Source organism: Pannonibacter phragmitetus, from assembly GCF_050510895.1.
GTDB classification, from domain to species: domain Bacteria; phylum Pseudomonadota; class Alphaproteobacteria; order Rhizobiales; family Stappiaceae; genus Pannonibacter; species Pannonibacter phragmitetus_B.
On record NZ_JBNINT010000001.1, the window covers coordinates 2,820,685 to 2,843,100 of the forward strand.

The 22,416-nt window shown below is 62.3% G+C and carries 19 protein-coding genes and 5 pseudogenes; 9 read left to right on the forward strand and 15 right to left on the reverse strand.

Annotated features, from left to right (window positions below; genetic code table 11):
• Window positions 1-171: 171 nt before the first annotated feature.
• From ACQB61_RS13415 to ACQB61_RS13445, 7 genes and pseudogenes are all read right to left on the reverse strand, one after another.
• Window positions 172-2,068, reverse strand: a pseudogene (locus tag ACQB61_RS13415) (bifunctional sugar phosphate isomerase/epimerase/4-hydroxyphenylpyruvate dioxygenase family protein).
• 4 nt (window positions 2,069-2,072) lie between these two features.
• On the reverse strand, window positions 2,073-2,939 hold the full coding sequence (locus tag ACQB61_RS13420) for a shikimate dehydrogenase family protein (protein ID WP_430513020.1): 867 nt from the start codon (window positions 2,937-2,939) through the stop codon (window positions 2,073-2,075).
• A 6-nt stretch (window positions 2,940-2,945) separates the two neighbouring features.
• The gene (locus ACQB61_RS13425; RefSeq protein ID WP_430513021.1) at window positions 2,946-4,436 is read right to left on the reverse strand and encodes a tripartite tricarboxylate transporter permease; all 1,491 of its coding nucleotides are present in this window, start codon (window positions 4,434-4,436) and stop codon (window positions 2,946-2,948) included.
• Between the two features lie 13 nt (window positions 4,437-4,449).
• Window positions 4,450-4,953, reverse strand: coding sequence for a tripartite tricarboxylate transporter TctB family protein (locus tag ACQB61_RS13430; protein WP_430513022.1), 504 nt, complete (start codon window positions 4,951-4,953; stop codon window positions 4,450-4,452).
• Between the two features lie 210 nt (window positions 4,954-5,163).
• Window positions 5,164-6,156: a Bug family tripartite tricarboxylate transporter substrate binding protein gene (locus tag ACQB61_RS13435; RefSeq protein ID WP_430513023.1), complete on the reverse strand. Its 993-nt coding sequence runs from the start codon at window positions 6,154-6,156 to the stop codon at window positions 5,164-5,166.
• 131 nt (window positions 6,157-6,287) lie between these two features.
• Entirely contained in the window at window positions 6,288-7,088 is an 801-nt protein-coding gene (locus ACQB61_RS13440; protein WP_430513024.1) for a LysR substrate-binding domain-containing protein, read from the reverse strand.
• Window positions 7,042-7,230 carry a LysR family transcriptional regulator gene (locus tag ACQB61_RS13445; RefSeq protein ID WP_430513025.1) on the reverse strand — a complete coding sequence of 63 codons (189 nt, stop codon included), beginning with the start codon at window positions 7,228-7,230 and terminating at the stop codon, window positions 7,042-7,044. Before ACQB61_RS13445 ends, ACQB61_RS13440 begins: the two co-directional genes overlap by 47 nt.
• 170 nt (window positions 7,231-7,400) lie before the next feature.
• Between ACQB61_RS13445 and ACQB61_RS13450 the strand changes: the two genes are divergently transcribed.
• On the forward strand, window positions 7,401-8,159 hold the full coding sequence (locus tag ACQB61_RS13450) for a hypothetical protein (RefSeq protein WP_430513026.1): 759 nt from the start codon (window positions 7,401-7,403) through the stop codon (window positions 8,157-8,159).
• A 16-nt stretch (window positions 8,160-8,175) separates the two neighbouring features.
• On the opposite strand, the gene ACQB61_RS13455 is transcribed toward ACQB61_RS13450, so the two are convergent.
• Window positions 8,176-9,030 (reverse strand): ChbG/HpnK family deacetylase, encoded by an 855-nt coding sequence (locus ACQB61_RS13455; protein WP_430513027.1) that lies wholly within the window; start codon window positions 9,028-9,030, stop codon window positions 8,176-8,178.
• Window positions 9,031-9,131: 101 nt separating this feature from the next.
• On the opposite strand from ACQB61_RS13455, the gene ACQB61_RS13460 reads away from it, so the two are divergent.
• Window positions 9,132-9,824 (forward strand): glycosyltransferase family 2 protein, encoded by a 693-nt coding sequence (locus ACQB61_RS13460; protein WP_430513028.1) that lies wholly within the window; start codon window positions 9,132-9,134, stop codon window positions 9,822-9,824.
• Window positions 9,764-10,168 (forward strand): hypothetical protein, encoded by a 405-nt coding sequence (locus tag ACQB61_RS13465; RefSeq protein ID WP_430513029.1) that lies wholly within the window; start codon window positions 9,764-9,766, stop codon window positions 10,166-10,168. The genes ACQB61_RS13460 and ACQB61_RS13465 overlap by 61 nt, the downstream gene beginning before the upstream one ends.
• Here the strand turns inward: ACQB61_RS13465 and ACQB61_RS13470 are convergent.
• Together ACQB61_RS13470 and uxuA are read right to left on the reverse strand one after the other, a co-directional pair.
• Window positions 10,129-10,566 carry a YqaA family protein gene (locus ACQB61_RS13470; protein ID WP_430513030.1) on the reverse strand — a complete coding sequence of 146 codons (438 nt, stop codon included), beginning with the start codon at window positions 10,564-10,566 and terminating at the stop codon, window positions 10,129-10,131. The two genes, ACQB61_RS13465 and ACQB61_RS13470, sit on opposite strands and share 40 nt — an antisense overlap.
• Window positions 10,567-10,652: 86 nt before the next feature.
• The gene (gene uxuA / locus ACQB61_RS13475; protein WP_430514372.1) at window positions 10,653-11,876 is read right to left on the reverse strand and encodes a mannonate dehydratase; all 1,224 of its coding nucleotides are present in this window, start codon (window positions 11,874-11,876) and stop codon (window positions 10,653-10,655) included.
• A 205-nt stretch (window positions 11,877-12,081) separates the two neighbouring features.
• Between uxuA and ACQB61_RS13480 the strand changes: the two genes are divergently transcribed.
• Entirely contained in the window at window positions 12,082-12,801 is a 720-nt protein-coding gene (locus ACQB61_RS13480) for a GntR family transcriptional regulator (protein WP_430513031.1), read from the forward strand.
• Here the strand turns inward: ACQB61_RS13480 and ACQB61_RS13485 are convergent.
• Window positions 12,791-13,048, reverse strand: a complete 258-nt coding sequence (locus ACQB61_RS13485; protein WP_430513032.1) for a hypothetical protein — start codon at window positions 13,046-13,048, stop codon at window positions 12,791-12,793. The genes ACQB61_RS13480 and ACQB61_RS13485 overlap by 11 nt on opposite strands.
• Before the next feature lie 22 nt (window positions 13,049-13,070).
• Between ACQB61_RS13485 and ACQB61_RS13490 the strand changes: the two genes are divergently transcribed.
• From ACQB61_RS13490 to ACQB61_RS13510, 5 genes and pseudogenes are all read left to right on the forward strand, one after another.
• A complete protein-coding gene (locus ACQB61_RS13490) occupies window positions 13,071-13,802 on the forward strand; it encodes a TRAP transporter substrate-binding protein (RefSeq protein ID WP_430513033.1) in 732 nt (243 codons plus the stop codon).
• Between the two features lie 139 nt (window positions 13,803-13,941).
• Window positions 13,942-14,244 (forward strand): annotated as a pseudogene (locus ACQB61_RS13495) (TRAP transporter small permease); the annotation flags it as partial.
• Window positions 14,245-14,371: 127 nt separating this feature from the next.
• Window positions 14,372-15,649 (forward strand): TRAP transporter large permease, encoded by a 1,278-nt coding sequence (locus ACQB61_RS13500; protein WP_430513034.1) that lies wholly within the window; start codon window positions 14,372-14,374, stop codon window positions 15,647-15,649.
• 6 nt (window positions 15,650-15,655) lie between these two features.
• Window positions 15,656-16,701, forward strand: a pseudogene (locus tag ACQB61_RS13505) (L-idonate 5-dehydrogenase).
• Between the two features lie 113 nt (window positions 16,702-16,814).
• Entirely contained in the window at window positions 16,815-17,462 is a 648-nt protein-coding gene (locus tag ACQB61_RS13510; RefSeq protein ID WP_430513035.1) for a DsbA family protein, read from the forward strand.
• A 9-nt stretch (window positions 17,463-17,471) separates the two neighbouring features.
• Here ACQB61_RS13510 and ACQB61_RS13515 read toward each other — a convergent pair.
• From ACQB61_RS13515 to ACQB61_RS13530, 4 genes and pseudogenes are all read right to left on the reverse strand, one after another.
• A pseudogene (locus ACQB61_RS13515) lies at window positions 17,472-18,556 on the reverse strand (ABC transporter ATP-binding protein).
• Between the two features lie 21 nt (window positions 18,557-18,577).
• Window positions 18,578-20,200, reverse strand: a complete 1,623-nt coding sequence (locus ACQB61_RS13520) for an alpha-glucosidase (protein WP_430513036.1) — start codon at window positions 20,198-20,200, stop codon at window positions 18,578-18,580.
• Window positions 20,201-20,246: 46 nt separating this feature from the next.
• Window positions 20,247-21,373, reverse strand: a pseudogene (locus ACQB61_RS13525) (carbohydrate ABC transporter permease).
• Entirely contained in the window at window positions 21,373-22,368 is a 996-nt protein-coding gene (locus tag ACQB61_RS13530) for a carbohydrate ABC transporter permease (protein WP_430513037.1), read from the reverse strand. Before ACQB61_RS13530 ends, ACQB61_RS13525 begins: the two are co-directional and overlap by 1 nt.
• Window positions 22,369-22,416: the final 48 nt, after the last annotated feature.

The following is a 22,416-nucleotide window of genomic DNA, read 5'->3' on the forward strand; positions in this document are numbered from 1 at the left end:
TGCCGTTCTGGTACTTTTTCGGTGAAGAGATCGACGCGTTCCTGAGATCGCTTTCGACTTAAGCTGCCCCGAACAACCGGACAGACCATTGAGCGCAAATAGCGCCGCGCGTAGGCCGCACCACGTCGAAGACAGCAGCGGAGATAGCGCGACGAACCGCACCCATAACCCTCACTCCGCCTGCGGCATACCTGTTGGCCTCAAGGCGCGTTTTTGGGCGGAGATGCGGAAGGGGGCGTTGGGGGCGCCGTAGCCGGCATAGTTGCCGCCGCGCTGGACGAATTCGAAGAACAGTCCCTCCGGACGAGTCTGCGAATAAAGCTGGAAGAAGCTGCCGCCTGCATCCTCGTCATAAAGCACGTTTGCCGCCTTCATGCGGGCCACCAGCGCCGGGTCGAGACCGAAGCGGGCTTCGACGTCGGCATAATAGTTGGCGCCAATTTGCAGGATGGGGAAGCCACGGGCGCTGAGCGATGCAGCGGTAGCGAAGATGTCATCTGTCCCAAAGGCGATATGCTGGACGGAGGAGCCGAAGCTCTCCTTGACGAAGCGCCCTGCGAGCGTGTGGCGTGCTTCCGAGCCGTTGAGCGTGATGCGCAGCGCACCGGTTTCCAGCGCCTGCGACTTCACCAGCCCGTCCGGATCGGCCACGTCCACCATGGGGGAGCGGCGGGCATCAAACAGGGCATGGTAGAACAGCGACCAGCTGAGCATCTCGTCATGCGCCATGGTCTGGGCGATATGGTCGATGCGTTTCAGCCCGGCGCCTGTGGCGGCAGCTGCCTTGCCAGCATCAGGCAGCGGGCGGAAGTCCACATCCCACAAGCGGCCCAGCATCTCCCCGCCATCGACAAAGCGCAGCAGGCTGCCGCCATGGCCGCGCACGGCGGGAATGGCCAGTTCCCCTTCGGAGATATGGCTCTGATGCGCCGGAATCAGCAGCGCCTGCGCCCGTTCTGCGGCAGCGGCGGCATCGGGCACCTTCAGCGCGATTTCGGAAATGGTCGTGCCGTGGGTGACATAGGCCGTGTGGGCAAAGCCGGTGACGGCGGTGTTGACGAGAATGTTCACCGCCCCTGACTCCAGCGCGTCACCGGCTTGGAGACGTGCCGCGCCACGGGGGCAAAGCCTGCGGCGGCCAGGAAGGCAGCGATAGCCGGCTCTTCAGCTTCCGACGTTGCGATTTCGAGGAACTCAACACCCTGCACAGGGGCAGGTGCGGGGAAACGCGGCAGGTCGACGGTCAGCGCCGGTTCAGCCCGGCGCACCCGGTCCTGCAAGTCGATAAGGCTGCGGTGGCCATCCAGCGCCACAAGGCGCGGCAGGCCGGCGCGGAACTGGTCGTTGAAGATCTCCAGCGACAGCGGCCCGGAATAGCCGGTGGAGAGCACCGCCCGCATGAAGCCGGTCACATCCAGATCCCCTCCCCCGGCATGTTGCGGAAGTGGCGCGACCAGTAGAGCAGGTCCATGGGAATGGCCGGAGCATCGGCCAGCTGCACGAAGAAGATGCGGTCGCCGGGAATGGCGCGGATCGAATCCGGCGAAATACCACGCCCGAGCGTGTGGAAACTGTCGAGGATCAGGCCGATGCGCGGATGGTCCGCACGGCGCACCACTTCCCAGGCGTCGCGGTGGTCATTGATGTGACGCCCCCAGGCCAGTGCCTCGAAACCCGCACGCACGCCGAAGCGGGCGGCAAGCTCGCCCAGCTCATGGAAATCCTGCGCCATCCGGTCGATACCGCCCATGGCCGCCGGATGCACGGAGGAGCAGACCAGCATCAGGTCGGTGCCCAGCTGGTTCATCAGGTCGAACTTGCGCGCCGCACGGGCAAAGGCGCGGGCACGGTAAGGTTCCGGCAGGCCCTCGAAATCGCGGAAAGGCTGGAACAGGGTGATGGTCAGCCCATGATCGCGCACCATGCGGCCCACATCGGCGGGGCTGAGGTCCGAGGCGATGAAATCCTGCTCGAAGATCTCGATCCCCTGGAAGCCCGCCTTGGCGATGGCCTCCAGCTTGACCGGCAGATTGCCCGAGATGGAAACGGTGGCGATCGAATTCAGCATCGGTTCACTCCGGCTTGAGGAGATCCTGGCGCAGGCGGCCATGATCGAGCGGCAGTCCTGTGAAGATGGCCCAGGCATCAACGCCTTGCCCGAAGAAAAGCTCGTAGCCCGAGATGATGGTCAGGCCTTCAGCTTCCGCATCCTTGAGGAAAGGCGTATCGACGGGCGTGTAGACCGCATCGAACACCCAGGCAGCGCCCGTCATGAATGCCCGCTCCAGCGGCGTGCCGCCGTAGCCGACCATGCCAACGGGCGTGCAGTTGATAAGGCCGCTGGCGCCAGCGGCAAGTTCTGCTGCCTCCGGTCCGGTGCGGGTGACGAGTTCCGGGCGCACCGCCTTCAGGGCTTCAGTAAGAGCATCAGCCTTGGCCACATCCCGGTCAGCAATACGGATTTCGGTGAGGCCGAGCGCGATGAGGCCGAAGGCCACCGCCTTGCCGACGCCCCCTGCCCCGATCATCAAAACAGGACCTGGCGCAACATCGCCGCGCACCGCACGGTAGGCAGCGATGAAGCCTGAATAGTCGGTGTTGAAGCCGCGCGCCTTGCCGTCCTCGAAGATCACCGTATTGACCGCGCCGATGGCCCGCACCAGCGGATCATCGATCTGAACCTTCGCCGCCGCCCGCTCCTTGTAGGGATAGGTGACGTTGACGCCCCGGTAGCCATCTGCCGCCACATGGGCAAACAGAGGGTCAAACTCCATGCCCATCTCCCGGGGCACCAGCCGGTCATAGGTCACCGTGCGCCCGTTCTGCAGCCCCGCCAGCACATGCAGGCGGGGAGAGGATGAGGCGGCGATGTTGTCGCCGATGAGGCCGAGACGGATGGTGCCGGTCTGCGGCACGGCAGCGGAAGATGATGCGGACATGGCGTGTCAGGCTCGCTTGCGGAAAATGCGGCGCCAGAGCGGCGTCTTGGACAGAAGGATCAGCACCACACCGGCCAGAAGCGTGGCCGAAAGCGGGCTGGTGAGAATGCCCTTGAACAGCATGGGCAGGCTTTCCTGCTCCGAGATGATGGCCCGGCGCCAGTTGTCATCCAGGAGGCGCGACAGGATGACGCCGAGAATGACAGGCCCAAGGGCATAGCCGTAAAGGCGCATGAAATAGCCCAGCACGCCGAAGCCCAGCATCCAGTACACATCTCCCAGCCGGTTGTTCACCGCATAGGCACCAACGATGGACAGGAGCAGGATCAGCGGGATCAGCAGACCGCGCGGCAGCTCCACCACCTTGACGAAAAGGCGGATGCCGGTGAGGCCGAAGAGCAGCATGAAGCAGTTGGCGATCATCAGCGCGCTGACGATGAACCAGAACATGTCCGGCTGCTGCACCATCAGCAGCGGCCCCGGATTGAGGCCGTGGATGAACAGCGCGCCGATCATGATGGCCGTTACCGCATCACCAGGGATGCCCAGCGTCATCATCGGAATGAAGGCCCCGCCAACGGCCGCATTGTTCGCGGTCTCGGGCGCAACCAGCCCCTCAATGGCGCCCTTGCCGAAGGGCACTTCCGGGTTCTTGGTCACGCGCTTGGCATGGTCATAGGCCATCAGCGCAGCGATATCCCCGCCTGTGCCGGGCAAAGCGCCGACGACAACACCAATAGCGGAGGTTTGCAGCGACAGCGGCAGGTGCTTGCGGATGGTGCTGAAGCGCGGAACGATGCGGCTGATCTTCTGCTTCACGGCTTCGGACTTGATCGTGTGAAGCTGCATCAGGGCTTCGGAAACGCCGAACATGCCGATCATCACGGCAATGAAGGAGATGCCGCCCATGAGCGACGGAGAGCCGAAGGTGAAGCGCTGATCCATGGTCAGCGGGTCAAGACCGACGGAGCCGATCATCAGCCCCAGAGAGCCAGCGAAGACGCCCTTCACCAGGCTTTCCCCCGACAGCGAGCCAACCAGCAGCAGGCCGAGGATGGCCAGCAGCATGAAGTCACGCGGCTGGAAGCGGATGGCGAAATCGGAGACGGCCGGCGCTGCGAAAGCCAGAACCAGAATGCCTATCAGGCCACCGAAGAAGGACATGACGGTGGTGACACCGATGGCCTCACCCGCCTCGCCCCGCTGGGCCATGGGGTAGCCGTCCAGTGCCGTCGCAATTGCAGAAGGTGCCCCCGGAATGTTGAGCAGGATCGCCGTGCGCGAGCCGCCATACACCCCCATGAAGATGCCGATCATCAGCGACAGGGCAGGCAGCACATCCCAGGAGAAGGTGAAGGAAATCAGGATCGAAACGGCCATCGTCACCGACAGGCCGGGAATGGCGCCGATATAAATGCCGGCCATGGTGCCTGCCGCGATGAGGGCAAGCAGCTTGATGTCCAGCAGCGGCACGAGAAGAGCGTTGAGAATATCCATCAGGATCTCAGCCTCACGCCATGAGATTGCGGAAGAAGGCGAGGATTTCCGCCTCCGGCACGATGCCCGCAGGCATCAGCACGGAGAAGATGAGCCGGAATATCACCCAGATCAGAAGAATGCTGACGGCCGAGACCATCACCGTCCAGCCCCAGTTGCGCCGGGTCAGGATACGGATGCCGAGGACCAGAAACAGGAAGGACGTGGGGATGAAGCCAAGCGGCTTCAGCAGAAAGGCATAGGCCGTGATCAGCACGGTCATCAGCACCACCGGCAGCGGCAGGATCTCCCGAAAGGCCCACTGGTTGCCTTCCGCCGGCTTGCGCAGGGTCTGGATCAGCACCATGGCGGAGGTCACAGTCATCAGTCCGGTCGTCATCATCGGCACGCCACCCGGTGCGGACAGGGCCTCAAAGCCGGAAATCCCGTATGCCGTGTAGAATAGAAACAGACTGGCGCCGAACATGAAGAAGCTGAAAACCAGTTCAAAGGAGTGGCGGGGTTGCGGGTTTTCCATGTGACCTCCAGCAGCCGGATCAGGCAGGCAGGGTTTTACCACCTGCCCATGCAAAACGCCGCCCCTCTTCGGCAGCCTGCACCACATGAAATCATGCATGATGCAGGCTGCTTCAGAAGCGTTTTCCGGGACCCGGCAGGAGGCTTTCCCCTTGCCATCTGGCGGCCAGCCCCGGAAGATCAGGCGGCGTTTTCTGGTTTATGGCGAGGATCAGGGCTTGGGAATGCCGAATTCCTCAGGCGAAGCCTTGGCAAGACCAGCGTCCCAGACGAGCCAGCTCGTGGTGGACTGCCACTTCTTGAGGAAGTCCTCAGCCTCAGCACCAGACAGCGACATCATCTTGAAGCCGCGGCCGTCCATCAGCTTGAGGAAGTCCTCATTCTTGGCGCCTTCCTGATAAGCGGCCACCAGCTTGGCAACCACGTCGTCCGGCGTGCCCTTCTTCACGAAGATGCCGAAGAACGGGCCCCAGGGCAGAAGCTCGGAGAACTCCGGGTTGGTGGACACGATCGTCGGCACGTCCGGCAGGGCCGGGGTCGGCTCGACGTCGAACAGGGCGATCGGCTTCATCGTGCCGGCCTTGATGTTCTCGACAGCAGCACCCAGCACGGCCGGCATCACGTCGATAGCACCGCCCTGCAGGGCGGTCAGGGCCAGGCCGTCACCGTCATAGGGAACGAAGGTCACGTCGATCGGCGTCTTCTGGTTGATCATCGCGGTCACGACGGACGGCAGACCGCCCGGACCGGTGGAGCCAAACTTCACTGCCTTCGGGTTGGCGTTGATGTAGGCGATCATCTCCGGATAGGTGTTGAACGGCGCGTCCGGACGAGCCACCAGGATCGGAATGCCGCGTGCCAGAACGTTGACCGGCACGAAGTCGGAATAGTCCTTCTCGCCCAGCTTCATCACCTTGTAGAGCAGCGGGTTTTCCGCGCCGAACAGAATGGTGTAGCCGTCGGCATCACCGGACTCGACCATGTTCAACGCAAGAGCGCCAACGCCGCCCGTGACGTTCTGCATGACGATCTTGCCGCCCAGCGCCTTTTCGGCATGCGGGGTGACCGCACGCATCACCGTGTCAGTAGAACCGCCCGCGCCCCACTGGATGATGCCCTGAATTTCCTTGTCCGGATATTCGGCAAGAGCCGGAACAACAGCAAGCCCAAGCGCAAGAGCTGCGCCGATAAGCGTCTTCTTCATGAAGATCCTCCCATTTGAACGGTTCCGGCCCATTCTCCTTCTGAGCCGCCCGGGTCATTGATTGCCAGAAGTTTGAGATAACAGCAAATACCGATTTCGCCGCCACCGTAACATGATGTTAATCTTGCCTCTCATCCCGCTGCAATTGCGGAAGGCGCAGGATCCCAGGCCTCACGGGCACGGGCGCGTTGCAGTTCGTACCGGAAACGCTCGACCGTAAATTCAGCAAAGCTGGAGAGCTGCCGTCCGTGTTTGGTCAGCACCCAGGCGTTGATCGAAGCCGGCTCCTTCAGTGGCCGCCGCACAAGGCCGGGCATGTAGACTTCCGCGACAGAGAACTCGTCGATCACCGAGACCCCCAGCCCGTGCCGGACCAGGCTGACAATCGTCTGCGCAAAGCGCCCGCGCATGGAAAAACGCGGTTCCAGCCCGGCATCCCGGTAGGGGTGAGACAGGATGCGTCCGTACGGATCGCTCTCGTCGATGCCGATGATCGGCTCTTCCATGAGATCGTGCACGGAGATGACCGGCTTTTGCGCCAGTCTGTGCCCCTCGGGCACCACGGCCACAAGGCGCCCTTCCACCAGCTTCTGGCAATCCACCGCCGGATTGTCCATGGCCGAACTCATGATCACGAACTCCCCGCGCTCAAGCAGCAAGTAGTCGAGCGTTTCCTCGATCTTGAGAATGTTGAGATCAATGAAGAGATCGGGAAAGCGCTGACGCACATTGCGGATGGCACGTGCTGCGATGAACTGGGCAATCGACGGGGCGCAGGCAATCGACAGGGTGAACTCCTCACCCTTGTGCAGGGAGGACACCGCCTGGTTCAGGTTTTCCATCTGCCGGTAGACCTGATGCACCATGTCGAAGACCTTCTGCGCCTCAGGCACGGGCACAAACAACCCGGCCTTGCGCTCGAACAGCCGCACGCCAAGCAGAATCCTCGGTGTATTTGATCAGGCGGCTCACGCCGGGCGCAGACACGTTCAACAGTTTGGCAGCGCCCGTGATCGTTCCAGCCATCATAACGGCGCGGATGACCTCGACCTGCCGGAGTGTCAGTTCTTTCATCTTGAAGAATCTCCCGAAAGGGATGCTGTCACAGCTTGGGAAGCTGCGGAAGACCTCCTTTCAGGAACGGCGGCCAAGGTATCGGGCGATGCCCCTTGGCAGAATTGACCTTCTCAAGCCCGCATGAACCTGATTAACCTCACGGCCCCGAACCGGAGATACCTGGAACAATGAAACTTGATGCCGCACTTGAAGCCCGCCTGACCCAGGCCAGTGCCATGCTTGCCGAATGCCGCCGTCAGGGCGGCGCGCTGGAGCGCCTGCCGGAAGAAGCCCGCCCGCAATCCATGCTGGAAGGCTACGAGATCCAGCGCCGCGTCCATGCGCTGCTGGGCGATGCTCCGGTCCGCCACTGGAAAACCTCCGAGACCGGTCCGAAGGGCGCAATGACTGCTCCGATCCACGGCAGCCGCATTTTCACGAGCCCCGCCAGCGTTGGCCGCGTCAACGCTCTGGAGACGGAAATCGCCCTGCAGCTTGGCAAGGATCTGCCCTTCCGCGACGGCGAGCCCTACACCCGTGACGAAGTCCTTGCAGCTGTCTCCCACTATGCTCTGGCCTTTGAGCTGTGCGCCTCGCGGTGGCTGGCGAAGGATGTGGAAGTGGAAGAGAAGATTGCCGACTGCCTGTCCAATGACGGCCTTGTCCTCGGCACGCCCGTGCCCTTTACCGGCGATATCATCTCCCCGGTAAAGCGCCTTGTACTGATGCGGGACGGCACCCCGGAGCCCTTCACGCCCAATGACATCGATCCGGCAGGCTCGCTGACAGCCTATGTCAATGCAGGCGGCGACCGGTTCGGCGGTTTCAAGGCAGGTGACTGGATCATCACCGGTTCCATGAGCGGCGTGCAGAACGCCCCTGCCTCCGGCCTTTGGACTGCGCGCTGGGATGACCGGCTGGAAATCAGCCTGACCATCACGGGCTGATAAAACGCACTCCGGTTCAGCGGCTGGAAAAGCCGCTGAACCGGACGAGCTGAACGTTCTTTTCTTCCAAAAGCGCAGCAAAGGCATCGTTGGCGAGATACTCCAGCTCAACTTCCCGCAGGTCCGTCAGCGGGTCGAGCCCGATCAGATGCCCGTCAACGAGGCCGGGATGGCACATGATCAGCGGCCGCTCCCCATCGCCGCTCAGGAAGCGGCTGAACAGATCGCCTGTGTTTTCCCGCACCGTGAAATCCCGCACGCCGCGGAAACTGTCATTGGCCAGAAACCCCGATGTCCTCACCTTGCGGGCAAAGCCCTGACCCAGCGCGCTGATGGCAACTGCTCTTGGCACCGCCCTGCCCCGTTTCAGAATGGCTGGCAGCGGCTCCTGACACAGGCGCAGATAGCCGCCCTGGGGCGCGATGCGGGCCGCAAACGCCTCCAGCACAAGATCGCGGATCACCGGCAGCTGATGACAATGGTGATGGCCATCGATGAAATCCGGCACCCGCCCCATGACAGCCGCGAAGGCATCAATCTGGGCTGCGATTTCCCCGGCCAGTTCCTGCCGGATGGTTTCGCTCTTCAACTGACCGCGCAGGGCCATGATGATCAGCTGCCCGTTTGACGGCAGATGCCCGCCCTCCGCCAGCTTTGGCATCTGTGTCAGGGGAATGTGATCGGTGAGCGTCAGATGCAAGCCAATATCCGCATCGATCTGCTCAGCCCCGGCCAGAAGCTGCTGCCCCTCTTCTGCCCAGAAGGGGCTCACCGTCATGGCTGCCGTTGCCGTCAAACGCCGCTGGCGCAACAGCTGGCGGATGCCCTCGCTGATACCGGGCGTTAGCCCATAGTCATCAGCACTCAGCACAGCCTGTTTTTTCCCGGACATCACTGTTTGAAAAACCCGCTCTCTAAGGCTAGTTACTGCTCAATCGATCCTGCGGGACATTTAAGGCAAAAGCGCGCCTCATGACAGATCCGAGAATGGCCAATCCGGGCATCCCCACACCGAACCTGTCTGTGGTGATCCCCTGTTACAATGAAGCTGCCAATCTGGCACCGCTGATGGCACGGCTTATCCCGGTGCTCGAGGGGCTTGGCCGCAGCTTTGAAATCCTGCTGGTGGATGACGGCAGCCGCGACCGCACGCTGGAAGTGGCCGCAGGTCTTGCCGCTGCCGACCCGCGCATCGGCATCCTCGCCCTGTCCCGCAATTTCGGCAAGGAAATCGCCATCACCGCAGGCATCGACCACGCGCGCGGAGATGCAGCCATCCTGATCGACGCGGATCTCCAGCATCCGCCGGAAAAGATCATCGAGCTTATCGCGGCCTGGGATGAGGGCTTCCAGATCATCCACGCCACGCAGGCCGTCCGCCCGACCGAGGGGCTGGCGAAGCGCGCCGGCGTGAGACTGTTCTACAAGCTTCTGGCTCATCTTTCCGACATCAAGCTTCCGCGCGGCGCAGGCGATTTCTGCCTGCTGGACCGGGCCGCACTGGATGCGCTGAAATCCATGCCCGAGCGGGCACGCTTCATGAAGGGCCTGTATTTCTGGGTTGGCTTTCGCCAGAAGCAGATTCCTACGAACCCGCAGAGCGGGTGGCAGGGGCGAGCGGCTGGAGCTTCAGCCGCCTTGTCGGCCTTGCTCTCAATGGCCTGACCGCTTTCAGCACCGTGCCCTTGCGGCTTGCGTCCATCGCCGGTGTGCTGGTCTCTTTCATTGCGATCATTTACGGCCTGTTCCTTGTGACCGACGTGCTGCTGCATGGCATAGACGTGCCGGGCTATGCCTCGCTGATGGTCGGCCTCTTGTTCCTCAGTGGCGTGCAGCTGATTTCGCTCGGCATTCTGGGAGAATATGTGGGCCGCATCTTCAACGAGACGAAACAGCGTCCGCTGTATTTCGTCGGCAGCTACCGGCCGGGGCAAGCCCATGCGGATGCAGGCTCCCAGCCCTGCGCGCCTCAGGCCAGCCCGGACGCTGCCAGCGCTACGAGGACATAACGCCCGGCCTTGCCGATGGTGACCAGGAGCAGGAAAATGCCCAACGGCTCCCGCAATGTGCCTGCAATCACAGTCAGCGGATCGCCGATGACAGGCAGCCAGGCGAACAGCAGGCTCCAGCGGCCATAGCGGTGATACCAGCCTTCGGCCCGCATCAGTCCCTTATCCGAAACCGGGAACCAGCGCTTGTGCCGGAAACTGGCAATCCCGCGCCCCAGCAGCCAGTTGACCACCGAGCCCAGCACATTGCCCGCCGTGGCAACGCCCAGCAGAAGCCACAACGGCCAGCCACCGGAAATCACCAGTGCAGCCAGCACACCTTCGGACTGGGCAGGCAGCAGGGTTGCCGCCAAAAAGGCAGCCAGAAACAGTCCCGCCAGACTACCAAGTCCATTCATCCGCTGATGCCCTCCCCCATACACAAAATGCGCTGCCGCAGGTAACCCCACGGCAGCGCATGTTCAAGTGCCAGTCCTGATACACCTCAGGCGCGGGCGAGAAGTCCGTGCTCTGCGTGCTCCAGCGCGGTGACGATGCCGCGCAGTTCCGCCAGCCCCTTCAGGCGGCCGATGGCCGGATAGCCCGGCTGCGCCTTGCGGTTCAGGTCATCAAGAATATCCTGCCCATGGTCGGGGCGGAAGGGGATCGACACATCCTTGCGGCCTTCGGCCTTGCGGCGAGCTTCTTCCTTCACCACCTCGGCCAGCAGCGCTACCATGTCGGTGTTGCCTTTCAGATGCTCTGCTTCATGGAAGGAGCCGAAGAGCGCATCCGTCTCGCGCTTCACGTTGCGCAGATGCAGGAAATGCACCTTGGAGCCGTGGCGCCGCATCATGCCCGGCAGGTCATTGTCGGAGCGTGCGCCCAGCGAGCCGGAGCAAAGGGTGATGCCATTGGAGGGATTATCCACTGCCGAAAGGATCGCCTCATAGTCGGCTTCCGTCGACATGATGCGCGGCAGACCAAGCAGCGGATAAGGCGGATCATCCGGATGGCAGCACATGCGGATGCCTTCCTGCTCTGCCACCGGGATCACCTCCTCCAGGAAGGCAATGAAGTGGCGGCGCAGCTGATCGGCATCAATCGCGCCGTACTCGGCCAGATGCGCCCGCACATCATCCAGCGTCATGTGCTCCGCTGCACCTGGCAGGCCAAAGGCGACATTGATGGCCAGCGCCTTCTTCTGCTCTTCGCTCATGCCCGCGTGGCGGCGGGCCGCTTCTTCCACGATCTCAGCCGGGAAGTCCTCAGCCGCGCCCTTGCGCTGCAGGATGTGGATGTCGAAGGCGGCGAAATCCGCATGGTCAAAGCGCATGCAGGTGCCGCCGTGATCCACCCGCCAGGCCAGATCCGTGCGTGTCCAGTCCAGAACCGGCATGAAATTGTAGCAAAGCACTTCGATGCCGGCCGCGCCCAGATTGCGCAAGCTGATCTTGTAGTTCTCGATGTGCTCGCGCCAGTTGCCCTTCTGCTTCTTGATATCCTCGGAGACGGGCAGGCTCTCGACCACGTCCCAGGAAATCCCCGAAGGGCTGCCATCGCGGCGCGTGGCAATTTCCCGCTGCCGCCTGGCGATTTCCTCAGGGCTCCACACCGCGCCGCTGGGCACATGATGAAGAGCGGATACAACGCCCTCCACGCCTGCCTGCAACATATCGTCAATGCTCACGAGGTCCTTGGGACCAAACCAGCGCCAGGTCTGCTGCACGCGTTCCACTCCTTATTTCCGGCCTGCCACCTCTGGCCCGGCCGGTCATTCGGGCCTTCCGGTTACCCCGGTTTGCCGCCTCTTTCAGGACGAGCGCATAACACGCCCTCGCCCCTGCCGACTAGTATGGTAGTTTGATATTGACTTGTATGGTAGTATGGAAAATGATGCAGGCAAGAAGAGAATGTGGAAAATGGATGGGGACATGACGGGTCAGATTCTACCGCTCAGGCCACTTGCCGCATCCGAACCGGGCGTTCCCGTCGGACAGCAGGTGCATCGTGACCTGCGCCAGCGCATCATTCGCGGCGAGCTAGCCCCGGGCACCCTTCTGTCCGAGGCGGAGATGGCGCGCAGCTTCGGCTCCAGCCGCCAGCCCGTGCGGGAGGCCTTCATCAAGCTGGCCGAGGAAGGCCTTGTCGAAGTGCGCCCGCAGCGCGGCACCCTGGTGCGCAAGATCTCCATCAAGCGGGTAATGGACATCCGCTTCGTGCGGGAGGCCATTGAGGCGAATGTGGTTCACCTTCTCGCCAGCGAGCCCGCGCCGGCCATCATTGCGGACCTGCGCAACCAGATTGCCCGCCAGCGTGAGGTCGCTCCTGATGCACAGGATGTGTTCATGGCGCTGGACGAAGCCTTTCACCACACCATGGCCCGCGCCATCGGCAAGACCTATGCCTGGGACGTGGTGGAAAGCGTCAAGGCGCAGATGGACAGGGTGCGCTATCTCAGCTTTGCCGATTTTCCGATCTCTCGCCTCATCGCACAGCATGAGGCCATCGTTGATGCGATCGAATCCCGCAACCCGCAAGCAGCCGGGGAGGCCATGCGCGCCCACCTGCGGGAGATCCTGAAGGACCTGCCGAACATCGCGGCCGCCCGGCCGGAACTGTTCGACATGGAAGAGGTGCAAGTCACCCCATAATCACATGAAGTGGAGGAAAAACATGCGTCGTTTCACAAGGCAGGCTCTTGCCGCTGCCATCGGGCTTGCCAGCCTTGCCGCCATTGGCAACCCCTCCGTTGCTGCCGAGCGCGTGCTCAAGCTCGGGCATCTCGCCAACGAGCAGAACACCTGGCACAAGGCCTCCGTGAAGTTCGGTGAGGAGCTGAAGGCACTCACCAACGGCCGGATCGAGGTCGAGGTCTATCCGAACGAGATCCCTCGGCAAGGAAGTCGACCTGATCAACGGCATGCAGCTTGGCACCGCCGACATGACGATCACCGGCGAAAGCCTGCAGAACTGGGCGCCCATGGCAGCCCTTCTGGCCGTGCCTTACGCCTACAAGTCATTGGAGCACATGGACGAGGTTGCGTCCGGCAAGATTGGTGAGGACATCAAGGCAGAGATCGTGGCTCGCGCCCAGATCCGCCCGATTGCATACTTCGCCCGCGGCCCCCGCAACCTGACGTCCAACCGCGAGATCAAGTCTCCCGATGACCTGAACGGCCTGCGCCTGCGCGTGCCCAACGTGCCGCTGTTCGTGGACACCTGGAAGACCCTGGGCGCGCAGCCCACACCAATGGCCTTCTCCGAGGTTTTCACCTCGCTGCAGTCCGGTGTGATTGACGCTCAGGAAAACCCGCTGGCACTGATCAAGTCTGCCAACTTCGCCGAAGTGCAGAAGTTCGTGAACAAGACCGAGCATGTGCGCTCCTGGATCTATCTCACGATCTCCGAAATGACCTGGTCGCAGCTCAGCGCCGAGGATCAGGCCGCCGTCATGGAAGCTGCCAAGCGGGCTCAAGCCTATGAGCGCGAGCTGTTCCTGGCTGACGAGGAAAACCTCGTGAAGGAGCTTCAGGCCGCCGGCATGACCTTTGTCGACGTGGAAACCAAGGCCTTTGCCGAAAAGGCACGTCCGGCCGTTCTGGCCAATGTGAAGGCGGAAATCCGCCCGATCGTCGAAGACCTCATGAAGTGACAAGGCAGCAGCGGCCCCGGCACCTCGCCTGTGGGCCGCTGCAAGCCTCCTTCTGGAGACAATCATGATTATCAGACAGGCACTTGCCCTTGTCGTGGCGGTCAGCCGCTTCGCCACGGGAGCGGCCTTTTTCGTCCTGATGGGCGCCGTGCTCGTTCAGGTACTCGGGCGCACGCTCTTTCAATCATCACCCGTCTGGACGGAAGAACTCACACGCTTCGCCCTGCTCTATGTTGCCGCCATTGGCCTCGGCCTGGCCTATCGCAGCGGTGATCTGGTCAACGTGGACCTGGTCTGCGAGAGCCTCTCCGCTCCCTGGCCGAAGCTTCTGCGGGCTCTGTCTGCCCTGCTGACAGCAGTGCTCTGCCTGATGCTGATCGGCCCCGCCTGGCGCTTCACCTCCATCGGCGCCCTGCAAACCTCCCCTGCCCTCACCTGGCGGATGGACTTCATCCACGCCAGCATGCTGGTTGCCCTCGTCTCGCTCTGCATTTTTCCCTTGCGCGCTTCCTGTCCATCGCCACTGGCGAAAGTGACGGCCTGCCGCAGGCTGCCGGAGAAGAAACCCCGTGAGCCTTGCCATTCTCTTCGGCGTCTTCGCCCTCGGCCTCATCATCGGCGCCCCCGTTGCGGTGACGCTCGGCCTTGCCTCCATGACCTACCTCTGGTTCAAGGGCATTCCTCTTGTCGTCATGCCGCAGAAGATGTTTGCCGGCATCGACGTCTTCGTTCTCCTGTGCATTCCTGGCTTCATTCTCGCCGGCAACCTGATGAACCGGGGCGGGATCACCGGGCGCATCGTGCGCTTTGCCAATGCGCTGGTGGGCTGGATGCGCGGTGGCCTTGGGCAGGCCAATGTGGCCGGGTCCATGCTCTTCGGCGGCATTTCCGGAACGGCCGTGGCTGACGCAGCCTCGATCGGCGGCATGATGATCCCCGGCATGAAGAAGGCGGGTTATCCGGCAGACTTTTCGGCCGCAATCACAGCCGCATCTTCCACCGTCGGACCGATCATCCCGCCCAGCGTGCCGATGATCATTGTCGGTGCCCTTTCCGGGATTTCCGTCGGCAAGATGTTCATGGCCGGCGCCATTCCGGGCATCATGATGGGGCTGGCCATGATGGTCACCACCTACATCATTGCGGTGCGCAAGAACTTTCCGCGTCAGCCCTGGCAAGGCGTGCGCGAGCTTTGCCTCGCCTTCCTCGGCGCCTTCTGGGCTCTGGCCATGACAGGCCTCATCGTTGGTGGCCTGCTGACTGGCCTTGCCACGCCCACGGAAACTGCCGTTGTCGCCAGCATCTATGCCTTCGTGGTCGGCGCATTCTTCTACCGGGAACTGCCCATCCGCGAAGTGCCGAAGATCGTCATCGACAGCGCCATTTCCTCAGCCGCCATTCTTGCACTCGTCGGCTTTGCCAATGTGTTCGGCTGGATTCTCGTTTCCGAGCGCATCCCGCAGATGATTGCCGAAAGCGTGCTCTCATTCACTGACAACAAGTATGTGGTGATCCTGCTGATCAACATCGTGCTGCTGATTGTCGGCATGTTCATGGAGACAATCGCGGCTCTGATCATCCTCTTCGTGCCGCTCCTCGCCCTTGCTCAGGGTGTCGGCATCGATCCGCTGCACTTCGCCACCTTTGCGGTGCTCAACCTGATGATCGGCCTCACCACGCCTCCGGTCGGTGTGTGCCTGTTCATCTGCGCCAACATTGCCAAGTTGCCGCTGTCGCCGGTCATCAGGGCGATCACGCCCTTCCTCATCACCAACATCATCGTGCTGCTGCTCGTGTCCTACATCCCCGGACTTGCGACGTGGCTGCCCACCTACCTTCTGGACTGATTTGTCATGGAAACACGTGTTTGCCGCCTTTATGGCCAGCATGACCTGCGCATTGAAACGGCAGAAGTGCCGCAGCCCGGCCCAGGCGAGGTGCTTGTCGCCATCGGTGCGGGCGGGATCTGCGGCTCGGACCTGCACTACTTTCAGGATGGCGGCTTCGGCCCCATCCGCGTGCGCGAGCCGATCATTCTGGGCCACGAGATTGCAGGCACCATCTCGGCCCTCGGCGCGGGCGTTACCTCGCTGACCGTGGGCCAGAAGGTAGCTGTCAACCCGAGCCGCCCATGCCGCACCTGCAAATATTGCGCGGAAGGCCTCTTCGCTCATTGCCTTGCCATGCGCTTCATGGGGTCGGCCTTGCGCTTTCCTCATGAACAGGGGGCTTCCGCGATCTTGTGGTCACCGATGCCATCCAGTGCGAGCCGGTGGGCGCCCATGTGGACCACGCGGAAGCCGCCTGCGCCGAGCCGCTGGCCGTGTGCCTGCATGCTGCCAATCAGGCCGCTGCGCTCGAAGGCCGCCATGTGCTGGTCACCGGTGCAGGCCCCATCGGCCTGCTGTGCGTGGCCGCAGCCAGACGGGCGGGCGCCGCCAGTATCACGGTCACCGACCTGCAGGACGCCACACTGGCCGTGGCGGCGCAAATGGGCGCGACGCAGACCATCAATGTTGCCACGCATCCGCAAGCGCTTGAGCCATTCAAGGCGGACAAGGGCCACTTCAACGTGGTGTTCGAGTGCTCCGCCGCGGCCCCTGCCCTACGCACCGCCATCGAATGCGTCCGCCCGCGTGGCCGTATCGTTCAGGTGGGCGTAACCGGCGATCTGCCGGTTCCGGTCAATCTGATCGTCGGCAAGGAGATCGAGTTCGTGGGCACGCACCGCTTCCATGAGGAGTATGCGCTTGCTGCCCGTCTGATCGACAGTGGTGAAATCAATGTGAAGCCCATCATCAGCCACCGCTTTGCACTGGAAGATGCGGGAGAGGCGTTCCGCATTGCCGGAGACCGTTCGCAGGCCATCAAGGTCAGCCTTACGTTCGCCGGCGTTTGAAGCGCAATCCGGCACGGATTGTCTCGCCTGCGTGGACAAGTCATTCACGCAGGCGTTCTTTTCCGGGCAGAAGAGCATGCCATAAGGTGCAACTCTGCAGCAGAGGACATCTTATGACCCCTGAGATCATCTACCTTTTCGATCCGCTTTGCGGCTGGTGCTATGGCGCAGGACCAGGCGTTGCGCGGCTCGTGGCTGAGCCAGGTATCGCAGTGACCCTGCAGCCGGTGGGCCTGTTTGCCGGAAGCGGTGCGCGGCCCATGGACCCGGGCTTTGCCTCCTATATCGTGAAGGCCGATGAGCGGATTGCGGCCATGACCGGCCAGCCTTTCAGCGATGCCTACCGGCAGAACGTGTTGTTTGGCGGATCGCAGAAGATCGACAGTGGTCCTGCAACCCTTGCGCTCACAGCTGTCCACCTGACCACGCCAAACGAGGTGGCCGCAGCGCTGAAAGCCATCCAGGCTGCCCGCTATGTAGGCGGGCAGGATGTGACCAGCCTATCCGTTCTGGAGAACATCCTGCGGACTGCCGGATTGGAGACGGCGGCCGAGCGCCTCAAGATCGCAGATGCGGCACTTGAAACCGCCATGCAGAACTGGACCAGCGAAGGCATGGGCCTCATGCAGGCGATGAGAGCACAGGGCGTGCCCGCCTTACAGCTGCAAACCCCATCAGGCGGGCGCTACACCATCGACACCCAGGCCCTGTTCGGCCCGCAGGTCGAAAGCCTGATCGAGGCTGTCCGCAAGGCTGCCTGAAACACCCGGTCAGCGGTACAGAAGCGACACGCCGTCATGGAACAGGTGCAGTGCCTCCGGCGCTGCCGTCAGCCGCACGGCGGAATGCCTGAGACCTGAACGGATGCCCGGCAGTTTGGCGACAACCTGCCGCCCCTCACTGTCCTTCTGGAAGTAAAGCAGCGTCACCTCGCCCAGCGCCTCGATGATATCGACCGTACCGGCGAAAAGCGCATCGCCATCCGTCTCGCGCAGATCCTCGGGCCGGACGCCGAGATTGACCTTGAGGCCCATGTCGCTGTCACCGGTCTGGATGGCGGCCACAGCCTCCAATCCGCTGTCCAGCCGCACGCGGGTTGTCTCGCCGGTGGCAATGATCTCGCCCGGCAGCAGGTTCATCGCCGGACTGCCGATGAACTGCGCCACGAACTCGTTCTGCGGCTTCTGATAAAGCTCCATCGGCGTACCGACCTGGCTGATACCGCCGCCCGCCAGCACGACGATACGGCTGGCGAGTGTCATGGCTTCCACCTGATCATGGGTCACATAGATCATGGTGCTGTCCGGCATCTGCTCCTTGAGCTGGGCAATCTCGATGCGGGTGGCGACGCGCAGCGCCGCATCGAGGTTCGAGAGCGGCTCATCGAAAAGATAGACCTTGGGATCGCGCACGATCGCCCGGCCGATGGCGACACGCTGCCGCTGCCCGCCGGACAGTGCCTTCGGCAACCGGTCGAGATAGGGCGTCAGCTGCAGGATACTGGCAGCGCGGTCAACGGCGGCATTAATCTCTGTCTTGCTTTTGCCGGCAATCTTCAGGGCAAAGGCCATGTTGTCACGCACGGTCATGTGCGGGTAAAGCGCGTAGCTCTGGAACACCATGGCAATACCGCGCTGGGCGGGCGGAACGTCGTTCATCACTTCGCCGCCAATCTCCAGCGTGCCGCCGGAGATTTTTCCAGCCCGGCAATCATCCGAAGAAGAGTGGACTTGCCACAGCCGGAAGGGCCGACGAAGACGATCAGCTCACCCTTCTCGATGTCCAGGTTGATATTGCTGAGCACCTTGACGCCGCCATAGGCCTTGGCCACGTCCGTAAGCTTCAGATCCGCCATCTGCCGGCCCTCCCCTTGCCTTCAGCGCCGGCGCATGAGGCTGACGCCCCACGGCCCGAGCGCGATGATGCCGTCATGCTCTGACACACTGCCAATTTCGTGCCCGATCGTTTCCCAGTCTTGCGCAGGGATGCGGATGTCCGCCGGTGCGTCCGAGAGGTTGAAAGCGCAGAATATGGTTTCGCCATTCAGCTTGCGCGAGAAACTGAGCACATCGCCCGTCACCGTCATCGGCGACTGGCTGCCCTTCATCACCGCCGGCTGGGCATGGCGGAAGGCGATGGCGCGGCGGTAGTGATGCAGGAGCGCCGCCGGATCAGTCTCCTGCGCATCGGCAGCTAGGCCATAGTGCTCGCTGGGCACAGGCAGCCAGGGACGGGCCTCGGAGAAGCCGCCGCTGTGCTGCTGGATGTTCCAGACCATCGGCGTGCGGCAGCCATCACGCCCCTTGAACTTCGGCCAGAACTCGATGCCATAGGGGTCCTGCAGATCCTCGAAGGCCAGCTCTGCCTCGGGCAGGCCAAGCTCTTCGCCCTGATAGATGCAGACTGACCCGCGCAGGCACATGAGCAGCGTCGCATAGGTGCGGGCCGCAGCCGGCGTCAGGTTCCAGCGGGTGATGTGGCGCACCACATCATGGTTGGAGAAGGCCCAGCAGGCCCAGCCTTCCGAGGCCACCCGATCAAACTCCTCAAAGACGCTTGCCACATAAGGCGCCGTCATGGGGCGGTTTGCCAGAAACTCGAAGGCGTAGGACATCTGCATCAGTTCATCGCCGCGAGTGTATTCACCCAGCAGTTCCAGCCCGCGCTGACTGTCACCAATCTCGCCGACAGTAGCCGCGTTATACTCGTCCAGAACCACGCGGAAGCGGCGCAGGAACTCCAGATTTTCCGGCTGGTTCTTGTCGTAGACGTGGCGCTGGTGATTGTAAGGGTTCACCTTCGGTGCCGTCAGATCGTTGCGCTCCTCCACCGGCAGGGCCGGGTTGTCGCGCAGTTCCTTATCGCAGAAATAGAAGTTGATGGTGTCGAGGCGGAAGCCATCCACCCCACGCTTCAGCCAGAAGCGGGCAACCTCCAGCAGCGCATCCTGCACATCCGGATTGTGGAAGTTCAAATCCGGCTGCGAAACCAGGAAGTTGTGCAGGTAGTACTGCTCGCGCCTCGCATCCCAGTGCCATGCCGGGCCGCCGAAGATGGACAGCCAGTTGTTGGGTGGCGTGCCATCCGGCCTGGGGTCAGCCCAGACATACCAGTCCGAACGCGGATTGGTCCGGCTCTGCCGGCTTTCCTCGAACCAGGGATGCTTGTCGGAAGTGTGGGACAACACAAGGTCGATCATCACCTTGATGCCGTGCGCGTGCGCCGTTTCGATCACCCGGTCAAAGTCGGCCAGTGAGCCGAACATAGGGTCCACGTCGCAGTAGTCGGACACGTCATAGCCGAAGTCCTTCATCGGTGAGGTGAAGAACGGGCTGACCCAGATGGCATCCGCGCCAAGGCTGGCGATATGCGGAATGCGGCTGACGATACCCGCCAGATCACCGATGCCGTCGCCATTGGAGTCCTGATAGCTGCGCGGGTAGATCTGATAGATCACCGCTCCGCGCCACCAGTCCTTGTCCTTGATGAGGGTGGTCATTCACGAAATCCTGTCGTTGATACGTCTGAGAAATGGTGAGAGTGGGTTACTTGACCGAACCGGCCAGCAGTCCGCGCACGAGGAACCTCTGCAGCGCGAAAAAACCAGCAGCGGCACGAAGATGGATACAAAGGCGGAAGCTGCGAGGATCTCCCACTCTCCACCCTTGGAGCCCAGAAGCTCACGCAGCACGCCGGTCATGACGAGCTGTTGCTGGTTGTTGCCAAGGAAAACGGTGGCCACCAGCAGATCGTTCCATGTCCACAGGAACTGGAAGATGGCGAAGGACGCCAGCGCCGGGAAGCTGAGCGGCAGGATCAGTTTGCGGAAGATCTGGAAGTCACTCGCCCCATCGACGCGCGCGCTCTCGATGATCTCGCGCGGGAGGCCCACCATGTAGTTGCGCAACAGATAGATCGCCATGGGCAGGCCGAAGCCCGTATGCGCCAGCCAGATGCCCAGATACTCCTTGCCGATGCCAAGCGAATTATGCAGCCGCAGCAAGGGGATCAAGGCCAGTTGCAGCGGCACCACCAGAAGACCGACGATGGCAGCAATCAGCAGTGCGCGGCCCGGAAACTCCATCCACGCCAGCGCATAGGCGGCAAAGGCGGCAATCAGGATCGGGATCACTGTGGCTGGAACAGTCACTGTCAGCGTGTTGAGAAACGCTCTCCCCAGCCCTTCGGCAAACAGAACCGTCTCGTAATTGGCCATGGTGAAGCTGGGCGGCGTTTCAGCCGTCACGAAGATGCGCGGGCTGCGGCCCTCGAACTTTGCCGGGCTTTCCAGCCGGTAGGCGCCATCGGCTTCCACCGTGAGCGTCTGGCCATCGTCAAGATCTGCCGAGGTGCCCGGTTCATAAGCCATAGGTTCCCGCGAGGAGGCACCAAAAGCAGTCACGGTGCCGCTGCCTGTGTCAAAGACATTGCCGTCGATGATGAAGCGGCCGGCTTCCTCCCGCTGCGTGTCCGCATCCCCGGCCCGGACGATGGAATTCTGCTGCGACGGAAACAGCGCCTTCCACCAGCCGGTGGCAGCGATCTGATCCGCCTGCCGGAAGGAGGAAACGAGAAGCCCGATGGTGGGTACCGTCCACAGCAGCACCAGCGCGATGACGGAGAGATTGACGGCCCAGACGAGGCCAGAGCGCTTGCCCGCAATATGATCCATCACTGCATCTCCTTGCGGGCATTGCGGATATTCCAGATCATGATCGGCGTCACCAGCAGCATGATCACCAGCGCCACAGTGGAGGCACGGCCCGCATCATTGCCGCGGAACATCCAGTCGAACATCAGATTGGCCAGAACCTGCGTGCCCGACTGGCCGTTGGTCATGGCCAGCACGATGTCGAAGACCTTCAGCACCACGATGGTGATCGTCGTCCACACCACGGCAATTGTGCCCCAGATCTGCGGCACCTTGATGCGGAAGAACACCTGCAGCGGCGATGCTCCATCGAGGATGGCCGCCTCGATTGTCTCCTCCGGAATGCCGCGCAGGGCAGCCGAGAGAATGACCATGGCAAAACCGGTCTGGATCCAGACCAGCACGATCATCAGGAAAAGGTTGTTCCAGAGGTCAATGGTCAGCCAGGTCTGCGGCTCCCCACCGAAAAACACCACTACTGCATTGAGCAGGCCAATCTGCTCCTGCCCTTCGGGCCGGTAGTCATAGATGAACTTCCAGATCACTGAGGCGCCAATGAAGGAGATCGCCATCGGCATGAAAATCAGCGACTTGGCGAGATTGCCCCAGCGGATGCGATCCGTCAGCGCAGCCGCCAGCAAGCCGAAGGCAGTGGAGGCGGCAGGCACGAACAGCAGCCACAGCATGTTGTTGCGGATGGACTCGCGGAACTTGGCGTCCTCGATCAGCCAGATGTAGTTGTCAAGGCCGACAAAGCGCGTGCCCGAACTGTCATGCAGCGACAGCCAGACCGAAACGAACACTGGGTAGAGCAGATAAACACCCAGCAGCAGCATGGCAGGCGCCAGAAACAGCCAGGGCCGGATCAGGGCTGCCCGGTTGATATTACGCCCCGCATTGGCCCCGCGTGGCGGCAAGACCGCATCAAGGATCAGGTTGGAGCCATAGAAATAGGCGACGCAGCCGAACACACCGGCAACAATCGTCGCACCTGCCATCATGATCTGCTGGAGCATTGCCCCTCCCGCGCGCATTGATCCTCGACAGGCCCTCAAGGCACTCGT